This is a genomic window from Defluviimonas sp. D31, from assembly GCF_033436765.1.
Classification (GTDB): Bacteria; Pseudomonadota; Alphaproteobacteria; order Rhodobacterales; family Rhodobacteraceae; genus Albidovulum.
Genome location: NZ_JAWQFN010000007.1, coordinates 156112 through 169857, shown reverse-complemented (window position 1 = coordinate 169857; position 13746 = coordinate 156112). Strand labels below are relative to the sequence as shown.

The following is a 13746-nucleotide window of genomic DNA, read 5'->3' as shown; positions in this document are numbered from 1 at the left end:
GCGGGGCCTTTCAGGTGGCGCTGCCCTCGGGCGGGCAGGCGAGGGAGGGGTTTGAGAATACGGTTTCGCCGAGCCCTTCGGCAAGGGCGGCCTTGCGCGCAGCCGGGCGGGTCTCGAGGCCGAGCGCGAGGGCCTGGAGCGCCGGGTAGGCGGCAAGGTCGAACCAGCCGGTACCGCCCTTTGGGTAGAGCGCGAGCCAGCGCAGGAGGCAGGCGAGGTAGAGCCCGAGGACCGAGGGCTCCTCGGGGCGGAGCCAGGCCGGCCGCCGGGCCGCCAGCGCCTCGGCGATCGCGAGATGGCCGGCGATGCGGGCGCGGGTTGTGGCGGCGAAGGGGGCGATGCAGTCGGCCGCGCCGGCGTGGCTTTCGGGGTAGAAATGCAGCCTGATGTCGGCGTGGAGCGTGTTCGAGGTGAAGAACAGCCATTTCAGGAAGGCGGCGCGGTCGGGAGCGCCGGGCTGCGGTGCCATCGCGCCGTGGCGCTCGCTGAGCCACAGCAGGATCGCGCCGGTCTCGAAGATCGGCCCGTCCGGGGTTTCGAGCGCCGGGATCAGGCCGTTCGGATGCAGCCGGCGATATGCGGGGCCGTCCTGGGCGCGGATGCTGCGGTCGACAAGCCGCGTCTCGAACGTCTGGCCGAGCTCCTCGAGCGCGAGCCGCACGATCAGCGAGGCATTGTCGGGGGCGTAGTGGAGGACATACATCGGCGGGCTCCGGGGCTTCGCGTGGTTATCCGCCGGACCGGCCCGCGCCGCGAGGCGGAAAGCGACCCTTTGCCGCGATTTACGGCGGCTCCGCCAGCGCCGTGGCGGTTGGCGTCAACGCTTCCTTAACAAGGACGGGCGAGACTGGCGGCGATCCTTGCGGAGGAGAGGCGATGATCGGGCGCGTGGTTTTCATCATTCTGGTGCTTTTCGCCGCGGTTGCGGCGGCCAAGGAGCGGCCCGTGGCGGTCGCCGACGGCGCGGCGCTTGTCCGGGTATTGCCGGAGCGGGTCGTCTCCCGTATCCAGGCGCGCAAGGCTGCCTATGCCGAGGACGCGGCCGATCTGATCCTGAGCTTCGGCGTTGGGGGCGGGGTCGGCCCGGACGGGATCGACACCGCGATCCGGGCGACGCGGGCGAAGGTCCGGGCGCGCGAGATGGAGCGGTTCCTTCGCGCCGACCTCGACAATGACGGGCGGATGACGGCGGCGGAGGTCGAGGGGCTGATCGCGCGCTCCTACGAGGGGCGGCGCGGCAAGCTGAAGCTCGCGCAGGAACGGGCCGACCGCGACGGCGACGGTGTAATCTCGGCAGCGGAACTGAAGGCCCATGCCGAGGCGGCGGCGCTCGCTGCGTTGGACGAGCGGGACGCGGCCGAACTCATGGCGCTGATGGCGTTCGATCTCGATCGCGACGGGCGGGTGACGCTCGCCGAGGTCATGGCGGGTGTGGAGGCGGTGGCGGCGCTCGACCTCGCGGTGGTTCGAAAGGCAATCTGATCGGGGCGGGCGTGGTTGTCCTGCCGGAGGCACGGCGCCGCTGCGCGAAGCCCGTGCCGTGGCGCCGCCTTTGCTGATCTGCTGCCGGCGCCACCGAGGGCGTGCCGCAGCGCCACTGCCGCCGGGCTGATGCCGCGGCGTCGGCGCGTGAAGCCGGCGACGTGATGCTGCCGCCGTGTTCGTGCCGCGGCGCCGAAGCCGCAGCTCTGGAGCGACTCCGCCATTGCGCGGAGGCGGTGCGGAGGCACCGTTGCCCCCCTTGCCCCCTTGCCCCCCTTGCGGGCCGTCCCATCGAAGCCGCCGGGCTGGCATCGCGGCGCCGATGCTGCCGAGCCGGCCGTGCCGCGCCTGTCCTGACCCGACGGCGGACGGAACTGCGGTTGCGTCCGAGGGCGTGTGGCGCGGTCGCGGCTCAGGGCCTCTCTGCCACCGTCACGAAATGCGTCAGCGACATGAAGAACCGGCCCTCGGCGGCGAGCGCCTCCTGTTCGGCGGCCCAGGCGGCGATGTCGGCTTCGGGCAGGAGGTCGTTCCCGCGCGCGAAGGCGACCATGAGGATCATCAGCATGCGCGCCAGCCCGTCGGGCCTCAGCACCGTGTCGAGCATCGGGTGCGGGATCGTGCGGATGCCGCCAAAGCCGGCGCGGGCGAGGGGGGCGGGCAGTTTCTCCGGCACGATGCGGTCGGCGAGATGGGCGTCCCAGGCCGCGATCATCCGCGCCATGCGGTCGGGATCGGTGCTGTGCCAGACCAGCGTGTCCCAGTGCATGTCGGCGATCACCAGCCGCCCGCCGGGGCGGAGCACGCGGTGAAGCTCGGCAAGCGGTGCGTCGAAATCGTTCATATATTCAAAGACCTGGACCGAGACCGCCTTGTCGGTGCTTGCATCCTCGAGCGGGAGCGCCTCCGCGCTGCCCTCGAGGATCTCCACGCCGGAGAGGCCGGCGCAGCGCGCCACGGCCGCCGCACGCATCTCCGCGCTCGGATCGACGCCGGTCACGCGGCCGGCGGGGCCGACCGCGCGGGCAAGCTCCTGGGTCAGGAAACCGGGCCCGCAGCCGAGGTCGAGAATGCGTTCGCCGGGCTGCGGGTCGACGGCGTCGAAGCTCGCGCGCCGGCGCCGGGCGATGTCGGCGCCCTCGTAGGCGGTGTCGAGAATACGGGTGGTCTCGGCATCGAATTCAATCATCGCGTCCCCCTTTCGCGCCCCCGATCCTAGCACAACCGGGGCATCGCGCGCGCCGGGGGGCGAGATTTGCCCCTCGCACCGCGCGGCCATCTTTCCTATAACCGGAGCGCTAGTGATACGGAGATGACCATGCCCGCCGACCTTTCCCCCGCCGACAAGGCGAAATACGCCGCCGCGAAACGTGCGGTGGAGTTCATCGAGGATGGCATGCGGGTCGGGCTCGGCACCGGTTCGACGGCGGCCTGGATGGTTCGGCTTCTCGGCAAGCGGGTGCGCCATGAGGGGCTGAAGGTCACCGGCGTGCCGACCTCGTCCCGCACCGCCCAGCAGGCGCGCGAGGAGGGCATTACCGTCGTCACGCTCGATGAGGCGGGCTGGCTCGACCTGACGATCGACGGCACCGACGAGTTCGATCCCGATCTCAACCTGATCAAGGGCGGCGGCGGCGCGCATCTGCAAGAGAAGATCGTCGCCGCGGCCTCCGACCAGATGATCGTGATCGCCGACGCGGCGAAGGACGTGGCGCAGCTCGGCGCCTTCCCGCTGCCGGTCGAGGTGATCCCCTTCGGACTGCAGGCGACCAGGGCTCTGGTCGAGGAGACGCTGGTCCCGCTCGACGTCGCGGGGCGCAAGGTGACGCTCAGGATGAACGGGGACGCGCCCTTCGTCACCGACGAGGGAAACCACATCCTCGATCTGCATCTCGGGCGGATCGGCAATCCGCACCGGCTGTCGCTTGTTCTGAACCAGGTGCCGGGCGTGGTCGAGAACGGGCTCTTCATCGACCTCTGCAGCCGGGTGATCATCGGTCACATCGACGGATCGGCCGAGATCCGCAAGCCGAAGGCGGACACGGCGGATCGCGGGCAGGGCGACGATGGCGAGATCCGGAACATCTTCGCCGATCTCGGCGACTGATGGCGGGCGGCGCGGATATGGCCTTCGACTACGACCTTTTCGTCATCGGCGGCGGCTCGGGCGGTGTGCGCGCGGCGCGGATCGCGAGCGGCGAATATGGCGCGAAGGTGGGGCTGGCCGAGGAATACCGGATGGGCGGGACCTGCGTCATCCGCGGCTGCGTGCCGAAAAAGCTGATGGTCTTTGCCTCGGCCTATGCCGGGGCGATCGCCGATGCGCGGTCGTACGGCTGGGCGGTCGAGGCGGGAGTCTTCGACTGGCCGGCGTTCCGCGCCAAGCTCGACGCCGAGCTCGACCGGCTGGAGGCGGCCTACCGCGCGGGGCTCGCGGGGGCGAATGTCACGGTCCACGACACGCGGGCGACGGTGGTCGATCCCCATACCGTGCGGCTCGCCACGGGTGAGACCTTCACCGCGAAGCATATCCTCGTTGCGACCGGCGGGCGGCCCTTCGTGCCGGAGATTGCCGCCGGGGCCGGGGCGATGACCTCGAACGACATCTTCAGGCTCGACGCGCTGCCGAAATCCGTTCTGATCGTCGGCGGCGGCTTCATCGCCTGCGAGTTTGCCTGCATCCTCAACGGGATGGGCGTCGCGGTGACGCAGTTCTACCGGGGCGAGCAGATCCTGCGCGGCTTCGATGGCGAGGCGCGCGGCCATATCGCCGAGCTGATGAAGGAGAGCGGCGTCAACCTCCATGTCGGCACCGACGTGATCGAGATGAAGCCGGTCGACGGCGGCACCTGGGTCAAGTCCACCGACGGGCGCGAGGCGGTCTACGAGAAGGTCGTCTACGCGACCGGGCGGGTGCCGAACACCGAGGGGCTCGGGCTTGTCGAGGCCGGGGTGAGGCTCGGCCGCAAGGGCGAGGTGGTGGTGGACGAATGGTCGCAAACCGCCGTGCCCTCGATCTTCGCGGTGGGCGACGTGACCGACCGGATCAACCTGACGCCGGTGGCGATCCGCGAGGGCCATGCCTTCGCCGACACGGTCTTCGGCGCGAAGCCCGTGAAACCCGATCACGAGCTGGTGGCGAGTGCTGTCTTCACCCAGCCCGAGTTCGGCACCGTCGGGATGACCGAGGAGGCGGCGCGCGACGAGCGGCCGATCGAGATCTACGCGACCTCGTTCCGGCCGATGCAGTCGGCCTTCGCCGGGCGGCCCGACCGGGTGATGATGAAGCTCGTCGTCTGCGCCGAGACGCGCAAGGTTCTGGGCTGCCATATTGTCGCGCCGGGGGCGGGCGAGATGATCCAGCTTGCCGCCATCGCGATCAAGATGGGCGCGACGAAAGAGGACTTCGACCGCACGGTCGCGGTCCATCCCGTGATGGCCGAAGAACTGGTGACCTTGCGCAAGCCGGTCAGGAAGGCTTGAATTTCCGTCGGGAACAACCAGTTGGGAAACGAGATTGAAATGAAACGAGAGCAGGGGGAAATGAACTGATGGCTGGCAGCGGAGGTCCCTGGGGCGGCGGCGGGTCCGGTGGAGATGACGACGACCGTCCGGGCGGACGCGGCGGGCGGCGGCCGGGCGAAGGCCCGCAGATCCCCGAGATCGAAGAGATCATGAAGAAGGGCACCGAGCAGCTCAAGGTGCTGATGGGCGGGCGCGGCGGCGGGCCGCGCGGGCCGGGCGGCGGCGGACGGCCGACGGGGCCGCTTTTCACGCGCGGCACGCTCGGGATCGCGGCGCTCGCGGCGGTGGGTCTCTGGGCCTTCGCCTCGTTCTACACGGTGAAGCCCGAAGAGCAGTCGGTCGAGCTCTTTCTCGGCAAGTTCTCGGCCGTCGGCGATCCGGGCCTGAACTTCGCGCCCTGGCCGCTCGTCACCGCGAACGTGATCGCGGTCACGCCGGAACGCACCGAGGATATCGGCGTCGGACGCGGCGGAACCGGTGACAGCGGGCTGATGCTCACGGGTGACGAGAACATCGTCGACATCGACTTCCAGGTGGTCTGGAACATCAACGATCCGCAGGCCTATCTGTTCAACCTGCGCGACCCGGAACTGACGATCAACGCCGTGGCCGAGTCCGCGATGCGCGAGATCATCGCCCAGTCGCAACTCGCGCCGATCCTCAACCGCGACCGCGGAATCATCGCCGAGCGGCTGAAGGAGCTGATCCAGTCCACGCTCGACAGCTACGATTCGGGGCTGAACGTGGTTCGGGTGAACTTCGACCGCGCCGACCCGCCGCGCGAGGTGATCGACGCCTTCAAGAACGTTCAGTCGGCCGAGCAGCAGCGTGACCGGCTCCAGAAGGAAGCCGACGCCTATGCCAACACGGTGCTCGCCGGCGCGCGCGGCCAGGCGGCGCAGCTTCTCGAAGAGGCCGAGGGCTACCGCGCCCAGGTGGTGAACCAGGCCGAGGGCGAGGCGAGCCGCTTCAGCGCGGTTTTGGCCGAATACAGCAAGGCGCCCGAGGTGACGCGAAAGCGGCTTTACCTCGAGACGCTCGAAGAGGTGCTGGGCCGCGTCGACAAGGTGATCATCGACGAGACCCAGGGCGGGCAGGGCGTGGTGCCCTACCTGCCGTTGAACGAACTCAGACGCGGCGCAACGGCGCCCGCCAGCGAGGGGACGAACTGATGAACCGCGCAACGCTTCTTCTGCCGATCCTCGTCCTCGCCATCGCGGGTGCCCTGTCGGCGATCTTCATCGTCGACGAGCGGGAAAAGGCGCTGGTTCTCCAGTTCGGCCAGATCAAGGCCGTGCGCGAGGAACCGGGGCTCTATTTCAAGCTGCCGATCATCCAGGAGGTGGTGCGCTACGACGACCGCATCCTCGGGCTTGACGTCGATCCCCTGGAGATCACGCCGCTCGACGACCGCCGGCTGGTCGTCGACGCCTTCGCGCGCTACCGGATCGCCGATGTGCGGCGCTTCCGCCAGGCCGTCGGCGCCTCGGGCGTGACGCTCGCGGAGAACCGCATCGACACCATCCTGCGGGCCCAGACCCGCGAGGTGCTGGGTTCGGTCACCTCGTCCGAGATCCTTTCGGCCGACCGCGCCGCGCTTGCCGCCTCGATCCGCGACGCCTCGCGCTTCGAGGCAAACTCGCTTGGCGTCGAGATCATCGACGTGCGGCTGAAGCGCACCGATCTGCCCGAGCAGAACCTCGACGCGACCTTCGCGCGTATGCGCGCAGAGCGCGAGCGCGAGGCCGCCGACGAGGTGGCGCGCGGCAACGAGGCGGCGCAGCGCGTGCGCGCCCAGGCCGACCGGACCAAGGTGGAGCTTGTCTCGGACTCGCAGCGCCAGGCGGAGATCATCCGAGGCGAGGCCGACGCGGAGAGGAACGCGATCTTCGCCCAGGCTTACGGCGCGGATCCGGAGTTCTTCGACTTCTACCGCTCGCTCGCGGCCTACCGGCAGTCGCTGCTGGAAGGCAACTCGACGATGGTCATGGCGCCGGACAGCGAGTTCTTCGACTACCTGAAGTCGGCCGAGCGCAAGTAGGCGATGTCGGGCCTCGCGCTTATCCTGCTGGCCCTCGGGCTGGTCCTGACGCTGGAGGGGCTGGTGCTTGCACTGGCCCCTTCGCGTATAGACGAGCTCCTCGAGCTGATCCGGCGGATGCCGGTCGAGACGCGGCGCAATCTCGGTCTCGCCGCCTTGGCGCTGGGCCTCGCGCTCATTTGGCTTGCGAGCGGGCTGTCCGGCTGAGAGAATTGTCATTGGCAGCCGGCCGGGGGCGATCACGATCAGTTGAGCCGCCGCGAGCGGGTTTGAATTTGGGCGTGTGCTACATAGCTGAATGATGCGCACGGGTCGGACGGGGCGGTGCATCGTCCCGGCCGCAAGAAGCACAAGGGAGTTTGGAGTGGAACCTCAGGCGATGACTCTTCAGCCGTCCGGAACGCGGCCGTGGACGGCGGCAGGAATGATCTGGGCCACGGTGCTTGCGGTCGCGCTGGCCGCCGGCCCGGTCGGACCAGTGGAGGCGCGCGGCGCGCCGGAAAGCTTTGCCGAACTGGCCGAGCAGGTGAGCCCCTCGGTGGTGAACATCACCACCTCGACGACGATCGCGGCGCCGACGGATGGCGGGCCGATCGTGCCCGAAGGCTCTCCCTTCGAGGATTTCTTCCGCGAGTTCGGCAACCCGAACGGGCCGCGCGGGCCGCAGCGGTCGAATGCGCTCGGCTCGGGCTTCGTGATCTCGGCGGATGGTTACATCGTCACCAACAACCACGTCATCGAGGGCGCCGACGAGATCTCGGTCGAGTTCTTCTCGGGCGGAAAGCTCGACGCGACGCTGGTCGGCACCGACCCCAAGACCGACATCGCGCTTCTCAAGGTCGAGAGCGACGAGCCCCTGGCCTTCGTGAACTTCGGCGATTCCGACGTGATGCGGGTCGGCGACTGGGTGATGGCGATGGGCAACCCCTTGGGACAGGGCTTCTCTGTCTCTGCCGGCATCGTCTCGGCCCGCAACCGCGAGCTGTCGGGCACCTATGACGACTTCATCCAGACCGACGCGGCGATCAACCGCGGCAACTCGGGCGGCCCGCTCTTCAACATGGACGGCGAGGTGATCGGCGTGAACACCGCGATCCTGTCGCCCAACGGCGGCTCGATCGGGATCGGTTTCTCGATGGCCGCGAACGTGGTGTCGAAGGTCGTGGGCCAGCTCCAGGAATTCGGCGAGACCCGGCGCGGCTGGCTCGGCGTCCGGATCCAGGACGTGACCCCGGACGTGGCCGAGGCGATGGGCCTTGCCGATGCCAAGGGCGCGCTCGTCACCGATGTGCCGGACGGCCCGGCCAAGGACGGCGGCATCCAGTCCGGCGATGTGATCACCGCCTTCGATGGTGCGGATGTCACCGATACCCGCGAACTCGTGCGGCGCGTGGCCGATGCAGATGTCGGCAAGGCGGTGAGCGTCGTGGTGCTGCGCGACGGCGAGAGCCACGAGCTTTCGGTCACGCTCGGCCGCCGCGAGCTTGCAGAGGGCGAGCCGGTGCCGGCGGTGGCGGGCAAGGAAGAACCGGCCGAGAAGGACATGCTCGGCATGACGCTCGGCGTGCTGACGGACGAGCAGCGCGACCAGATGGGGCTCGCGGCGGATGCGGCGGGGCTTCTCGTCTCCGATATCGACCAGACCAGCGAGGCCTACGAGAAGGGCCTGCGCGCCGGCGACCTCATCACCGAGGCGGGCCAGCAGAAGGTGGCGTCGATCGAGGATTTCGAGGCCCGGATCGCCGAGGCGAAGGAGGCGGGGCGCAAGTCGCTGCTCTTGCTGATCCGCCGTGAAGGTGACCCGCGCTTCGTGGCGCTGTCGGTCGAGTGAGCCGAGCGGATCCGGGAAACGAGGGAAGGGCGCCGGCGGGCGCCCTTTTTTGTCTCTGACCTTCAGCGGGGGACGGAGGTGCTGCGGGCCACAGTGAGGATGTAGAGCGCGAGGCTCACCACGACGATGACGCCGCCGAGGATCATTGGCGGCGTCATCGCCTCACCCGCGCCGATCCAGACCCAGGCGGGGCCGAGCACGGTTTCGAGCAGCATCAGTAGGCTCACGTTCGCTGGCGCCGTGTGGCGCGTGGCATGGGTCAGGGCGAGGAAGGAGGCGGGCAGGATCACCGCGCCGGTGACCGCGACCGCCCAGATCTCTCCGCTCAGGAGCGATCCGGCCGGCGCGGCGGCGATGCCGATCGAGCCGGCGAGCAGCGCGCCGCAGCCGACCAGCGGCATGATCGGCAGGCCGTGCGCCCGGCGGATGATCGCGAAGGCCAAGGCAAGGAGCGCCGCGACCCCGAGGCCCGCCGCCGCCCCGACGAGCGCGGCGCGGTCGAACCTGAGGCCCTCGCCGTCCCCGAAGACCGCGATGCCGATCCCGGCGAGCACCGCGACGGTCGCGACCCAGGTGGCGGCGCGGGTGGGCTCGTCGCCGAGGAGACGGCCGAGGACGGCCGAGAAGATCGGCATTGTGGCGATACCGAAGAGGACGACGGCCACCGGCGCGTGGCCGATGCCGAGGCTGAAGAGCGTCGCGTTGAGGCCGTGGCAGAGGATGACGCCAAGGCCGGAGAGGCTGAGGATGGCCCGGATGTCCGCGCGGCGGCGGCCACCGGCCGAGATCAGCCAGAGGCCGAGCAGAAGGGTGCCCATCAGCATCCCGCGCCAGGCCACCATCGGAAAGCCCGACATCCCCGACCAGCGCATGAAGAGCGTGTCCGGGGTCAGGACAAGAGCGCCGAAGGCGGCGAGGCCGATACCGAAGAGCGGGTGGCGGGACATGCGGGTTCCGGGCCTGACTGTACCATGGCTAGGCGAGCGGGCACCTACTGTCCATCGCCGCGGCGTTATTGCGCCGCCGTGAGCGGCGGCTGCGAGACCGCCGGAGCTGCGGATTCGGCAAGGATCTCGCCGAAGAGCCATTCGCGGAAGGCGAGGATGCGCGCATCCTTGGCGCGGCGACGCTCGTAGGCAAGCGAATAGATGGTCCTCACCGGCGATAGAATGTCGAAGAGCTGGACGAGGTCGCCGTCCCGCAGAAGGTCGATCAGAAGTTCTCGGTAAGCCAGTTCGACACCCGCATCACTCAGGGCGGCGGTCGTCGAAAGTTCGCAGTGTGAGAAGACTGGCCCGCCTTCCGGGCAGTATGTCGGCAAGCCGGCGACACCGAACCACTCCGCCCAGCCGTCATCGGTCTCGTCACGCAGAAGAACGTGGCGGGCAAGGTCGCGCGGCGCTTTGAGGTCGGGATGCGCCGCGAGATAGGCGGGGCTGCAGACCGGTGTGCGGGTCGAGGCGAAGAAAGGCTCAATCACCGCGCCCTCGACCGGCGCATCGCCCCAGTGGATGATCACGTCAAGCGCGCCGTGGCGGAAATCGGTGGGCGGCAACCCGGTCTCGATCTGCACTTCCAGCCCGGGGCAGGCCCGCATGAATCGTGGCAGCCGCGGGATCAGCCAGCGTTTCGCGAACCATTCGGTCATCCTCAACCGGATCACGCCCTGCGCCGCCTCGCCCGTGATCGCGCGGGTGCTGGCGTCCAGTTCGTCGAGCAGCGGTCCGATACGCGCGAGGTACCGCTCTCCGGCCCGCGTCAGACGCACCGCCTGCGGTCCGCGCGTGAACATCGGCCGGTCAAGGTAACTCTCGAGCAACCGGATCTGGTGGCTGATCGCGGAGGCGGAGACGCAGAGTTCCTCGGCCGCTGCCTTGAAGCTGCCGAGTCGGGCCGCGGCTTCGAAGGCACGCAACGCGGGGAACGGGGGCAGCTTGCGTCTCATCCGGGTGAATTTACCTCACATGCAGGTGAAATCTCTTCGTTTGGAGGCGTTCCGCAACTGATCCTATCCTTTCCGCTCGGATATCGCAAAACGGGAGGGAAGGTCATGGCTGTGCGGACCATTCAAGAGCGATGGCGCATCGGTATCGCCCCGGCGGTCGCGTTGACGCTTTTCGGAGCCCTCGCCGGGATGGCGGTGGCGCGGATGTCGGGGCCGACAGAGCACAAGGGCCTGACGATCGGGAAGCTCGGCGTGATCGAGGAGGAGATGCTGCGGCGCCAGATTGGCCTCGAGGGATATTTCATGCAGCTCCGCGCGATCACCATCGCGCCGGGCGGCCAGATCGCCGAGCACTCGCATGAAAAAAGACCGGGGCTCGTAAAGGTCATCGACGGGGAGGCTATCGAGGGCCGCGCGTCGGGCGAGACGGTCTTCGCAGGGGAGGGTGCCGAGGCGATCATCGAGGACGGCGACACGGTGCACTGGTTCTACAACCGGACGGACGCGCCCGCGACGGCGATCGTCTGCGACCTGACGCCGGTCTCCTGATTGCCGCGGTCACGGTCGCCCGTCGGCCCGCGCCGCCTCGGCCCGGAGGGCCGGCGCGCCGGGCGGGGCGAGCAGCTCGTCGAGCATCGGCGTGATGTCCTCGATCGCCTCGGCCACGACATGGACCACCTCGGCCTCGCGCTGCAGCCGCCCGGTCACGCGCAGGAGCCGCCCGGCGATCACCGCGCGGCGGAAGCGCTGGAAGACCTTGGCCCAGACGACGACATTGGCGACGCCCGTCTCGTCCTCGAGCGTGAGGAAGACCACCCCCTTCGCGGTGCCGGGCCGCTGCCGCACCAGCACCAGCCCGGCCACCGTCACCCGCGCGTCGGCGGGCGGCTCGTTGAGCCGCGCATGGGGCAGGGCGGCGGGGGGACGCGGCCAGTCCTCTAGCGGGTGGTAATCGGTGAGCATAGGAACAAAGATAGAACATTCGCCCAGTCCCGGCAAGGGCCGCTCAACTTCCGGGACGGTTTCCGAACCGGCTGTGGAACTCCGTCGTCCGGTTGCGGTGGGGATAGGGCTCGGACGGCACCGCGACGCCGAGATGGGCGCAGAGCGGCGCCCAGCCGTCGCCGATCCGGTGGACGAGAAGCCGGCCCGGCGGCACCGTCGCCATCACCTCGGCGACATGCGCCTCGTAGGTGGCGATCGCATGGGCGCGGTCGTCCGGCCGGCCGCCGAAAACCTGCTCGGCAATCAGCGCCACGCCGAGCGAGTCGGGATCCTCCGAACTGCGGATCACGTCGAGGATCGTCCGCTCGAAACTCGCCCACCAGCTCTCGGCGCTGCGCCAGGTCAGGAGCACCCGCGCCTCGGGATAGGCGGCGATGATTTCGCGCCAGTAGGCGGCCGAGGGCCAGTCCACGCAGGAGCCGAAACCGGAGAAAAGGCGCGGCCAGTCCGGCGCCGCGCCACATGCCAGGGCGCGCCAGAGCCGCTTCTGTTCAGGGTCGTTCAGAACCTCCGCCATGTGGTGGCAGGGACCCGCGCCGAGGCGGTTGAGCGCCTCACGCATCGAATCAGTTCCGGTGCGTCCGAATCCGGTGCCGATGACCCTGAGCATCCCGACCTCCCCGGCGGCTGACATGCCACCAAGTCTACATGGATTCGCGCAAGGGGTGGAGCCGGACGGCATGAGCCGCTAGAAGCGCAGAAACGCTCTCTTTCATGGACCGAGTCGATGGCGAAGATCACCTATGTCGAATTCAACGGAACCGAGCATGTCGTGGACGTGGCCAAGGGGCTGACGGTCATGGAAGGCGCACGCGACAACGGCATTCCCGGGATCGAGGCCGATTGCGGCGGCGCCTGCGCCTGCTCGACCTGCCATGTCTATGTCGATGCCGCCTGGGTCGAAAAGCTCCCCGCGAAGGATTCGATGGAGGAGGACATGCTCGATTTCGCCTACGAGCCGGATCCGGCGCGCTCGCGGCTGACCTGCCAGATCAAGGTCACGGACGCGCTCGACGGGCTCAAGGTGTTCATGCCGGAAAAGCAGATCTGATGCTGCGCGCGGCGCTGGCGCTGGTTTGCGCCCTCGCCGCGACACCGCTCGCGGCGCGCTGCACAGAAGGCGACGGTGACTGGGTGCGCCGGGCCTGCTACGAGGCGCCGCGAACGACCGGCCTCTATGGCCACGACATCCTCGGCGCCACGCCGGAATGGTCTGGGATCCGGGTGACGCTCGGCCCGCGCGGGCGCCGGGCGCTTGACCACCGCGGCGGCACGCTCGCCTTCGAGACCCCGGACGGCACGCTTTTCGAGGATATCGCCCCGCGGCTCGCCGACCTCGACGGCGACGGACGGCCCGAGCTGATCGTCGTCCAGGCCGACCACCGGAAAGGGGCGCGTCTGGTGGCCGCGGGTCTCGGCGGCAGACCCTACGCCGCGACGCCCTTCATCGGCCAGAGCCACCGCTGGCTTGCGCCGGTCGGTGCGGCCGATCTCGACGGCGACGGCAGGGTCGAGATCGCCTATGTCGAGACCCCGCATCTTGGCAAGACGCTCAAGATTGTCCGGCTCGACGGCGACCGGCTTGCGAGCGTGGCCGAAGCGTCTGGTTTGACCAACCACCGCATCGGCGATCCCTTCATCCAGGGCCGCATCGCCACTTGCGGCGGCCACCCGACCATCCTGACCGCCGATGCCGACTGGAGCCGGATAGTGGGCACGACGCTTGCCGCAGGCAGACTCGTTCACCGCGACCTTGCCCCCTACAACGGCCCGTCAAGCTTCGACCGGGTGCCGGGCTGCGATTGACCCGCCGTCGCTTTCTGTCTGAAGGGCATTAGCCATGTCTGGAAACCGAGGTGGTCCGCGATGCAGGACAAAACGCACTCCGGCTTCAAAGCGGCGCTACCAAAGTAGCAG

16 protein-coding genes are annotated in these 13746 nt (G+C 69.1%); 10 read left to right on the top strand and 6 right to left on the bottom strand.

The genetic code is table 11. From position 1 onward, the window contains the following. Window positions 1-10: 10 nt before the first annotated feature. Window positions 11-703 carry a glutathione S-transferase family protein gene (locus R5H32_RS13965; RefSeq protein ID WP_318339294.1) on the bottom strand — a complete coding sequence of 231 codons (693 nt, stop codon included), beginning with the start codon at window positions 701-703 and terminating at the stop codon, window positions 11-13. A gap of 173 nt (window positions 704-876) precedes the next feature. On the opposite strand from R5H32_RS13965, the gene R5H32_RS13960 reads away from it, so the two are divergent. Beyond that, window positions 877-1482 carry an EF-hand domain-containing protein gene (locus R5H32_RS13960; RefSeq protein WP_318339293.1) on the top strand — a complete coding sequence of 202 codons (606 nt, stop codon included), beginning with the start codon at window positions 877-879 and terminating at the stop codon, window positions 1480-1482. Between the two features lie 412 nt (window positions 1483-1894). Here R5H32_RS13960 and R5H32_RS13955 read toward each other — a convergent pair whose 3' ends face one another. After that, window positions 1895-2671, bottom strand: coding sequence for a methyltransferase domain-containing protein (locus tag R5H32_RS13955; protein ID WP_318339292.1), 777 nt, complete (start codon window positions 2669-2671; stop codon window positions 1895-1897). Window positions 2672-2800: 129 nt separating this feature from the next. On the opposite strand from R5H32_RS13955, the gene rpiA reads away from it, so the two are divergent. The 6 genes from rpiA to R5H32_RS13925 all read left to right on the top strand — a co-directional run bounded on the left by rpiA (window position 2801) and on the right by R5H32_RS13925 (window position 8879). Next, the gene (gene rpiA, locus R5H32_RS13950) at window positions 2801-3589 is read left to right on the top strand and encodes a ribose-5-phosphate isomerase RpiA (protein ID WP_318339291.1); all 789 of its coding nucleotides are present in this window, start codon (window positions 2801-2803) and stop codon (window positions 3587-3589) included. 17 nt (window positions 3590-3606) lie between these two features. Then, a complete protein-coding gene (gene gorA / locus R5H32_RS13945) occupies window positions 3607-4965 on the top strand; it encodes a glutathione-disulfide reductase (protein ID WP_318339356.1) in 1359 nt (452 codons plus the stop codon). Window positions 4966-5033: 68 nt separating this feature from the next. Then, window positions 5034-6179, top strand: coding sequence for an FtsH protease activity modulator HflK (hflK, locus tag R5H32_RS13940; protein ID WP_318339290.1), 1146 nt, complete (start codon window positions 5034-5036; stop codon window positions 6177-6179). Continuing rightward, window positions 6179-7048 (top strand): protease modulator HflC, encoded by an 870-nt coding sequence (locus tag R5H32_RS13935; protein WP_318339289.1) that lies wholly within the window; start codon window positions 6179-6181, stop codon window positions 7046-7048. The genes hflK and R5H32_RS13935 overlap by 1 nt, the downstream gene beginning before the upstream one ends. Before the next feature lie 3 nt (window positions 7049-7051). Continuing rightward, window positions 7052-7255 (top strand): DUF2065 family protein, encoded by a 204-nt coding sequence (locus R5H32_RS13930; RefSeq protein WP_318339288.1) that lies wholly within the window; start codon window positions 7052-7054, stop codon window positions 7253-7255. A 172-nt stretch (window positions 7256-7427) separates the two neighbouring features. Then, complete coding sequence (locus tag R5H32_RS13925; protein WP_412099024.1) at window positions 7428-8879, top strand: DegQ family serine endoprotease; 1452 nt, start codon at window positions 7428-7430, stop codon at window positions 8877-8879. A 62-nt stretch (window positions 8880-8941) separates the two neighbouring features. Here the strand turns inward: R5H32_RS13925 and R5H32_RS13920 are convergent, their stop codons facing one another. Further along, entirely contained in the window at window positions 8942-9826 is an 885-nt protein-coding gene (locus R5H32_RS13920) for a DMT family transporter (protein WP_318339286.1), read from the bottom strand. Window positions 9827-9891: 65 nt separating this feature from the next. Then, window positions 9892-10824 (bottom strand): LysR substrate-binding domain-containing protein, encoded by a 933-nt coding sequence (locus R5H32_RS13915; RefSeq protein WP_318339285.1) that lies wholly within the window; start codon window positions 10822-10824, stop codon window positions 9892-9894. A 105-nt stretch (window positions 10825-10929) separates the two neighbouring features. Between R5H32_RS13915 and R5H32_RS13910 the strand changes: the two genes are divergently transcribed. Further along, window positions 10930-11373, top strand: a complete 444-nt coding sequence (locus R5H32_RS13910) for a cupin domain-containing protein (protein WP_318339284.1) — start codon at window positions 10930-10932, stop codon at window positions 11371-11373. Window positions 11374-11382: 9 nt separating this feature from the next. Here the strand turns inward: R5H32_RS13910 and R5H32_RS13905 are convergent, their stop codons facing one another. Both R5H32_RS13905 and R5H32_RS13900 read right to left on the bottom strand, forming a co-directional pair. Then, window positions 11383-11787: an OB-fold nucleic acid binding domain-containing protein gene (locus R5H32_RS13905; protein WP_318339283.1), complete on the bottom strand. Its 405-nt coding sequence runs from the start codon at window positions 11785-11787 to the stop codon at window positions 11383-11385. 43 nt (window positions 11788-11830) lie between these two features. Then, window positions 11831-12463: a sulfotransferase family protein gene (locus R5H32_RS13900; RefSeq protein WP_318339282.1), complete on the bottom strand. Its 633-nt coding sequence runs from the start codon at window positions 12461-12463 to the stop codon at window positions 11831-11833. Window positions 12464-12556: 93 nt separating this feature from the next. Here R5H32_RS13900 and R5H32_RS13895 point away from each other — a divergent pair, with 93 nt between their 5' ends. Further along, complete coding sequence (locus R5H32_RS13895) at window positions 12557-12880, top strand: 2Fe-2S iron-sulfur cluster-binding protein (protein ID WP_263334413.1); 324 nt, start codon at window positions 12557-12559, stop codon at window positions 12878-12880. Continuing rightward, the gene (locus R5H32_RS13890; RefSeq protein ID WP_318339281.1) at window positions 12880-13635 is read left to right on the top strand and encodes an FG-GAP repeat domain-containing protein; all 756 of its coding nucleotides are present in this window, start codon (window positions 12880-12882) and stop codon (window positions 13633-13635) included. Before R5H32_RS13895 ends, R5H32_RS13890 begins: the two co-directional genes overlap by 1 nt. Window positions 13636-13746: the final 111 nt, after the last annotated feature.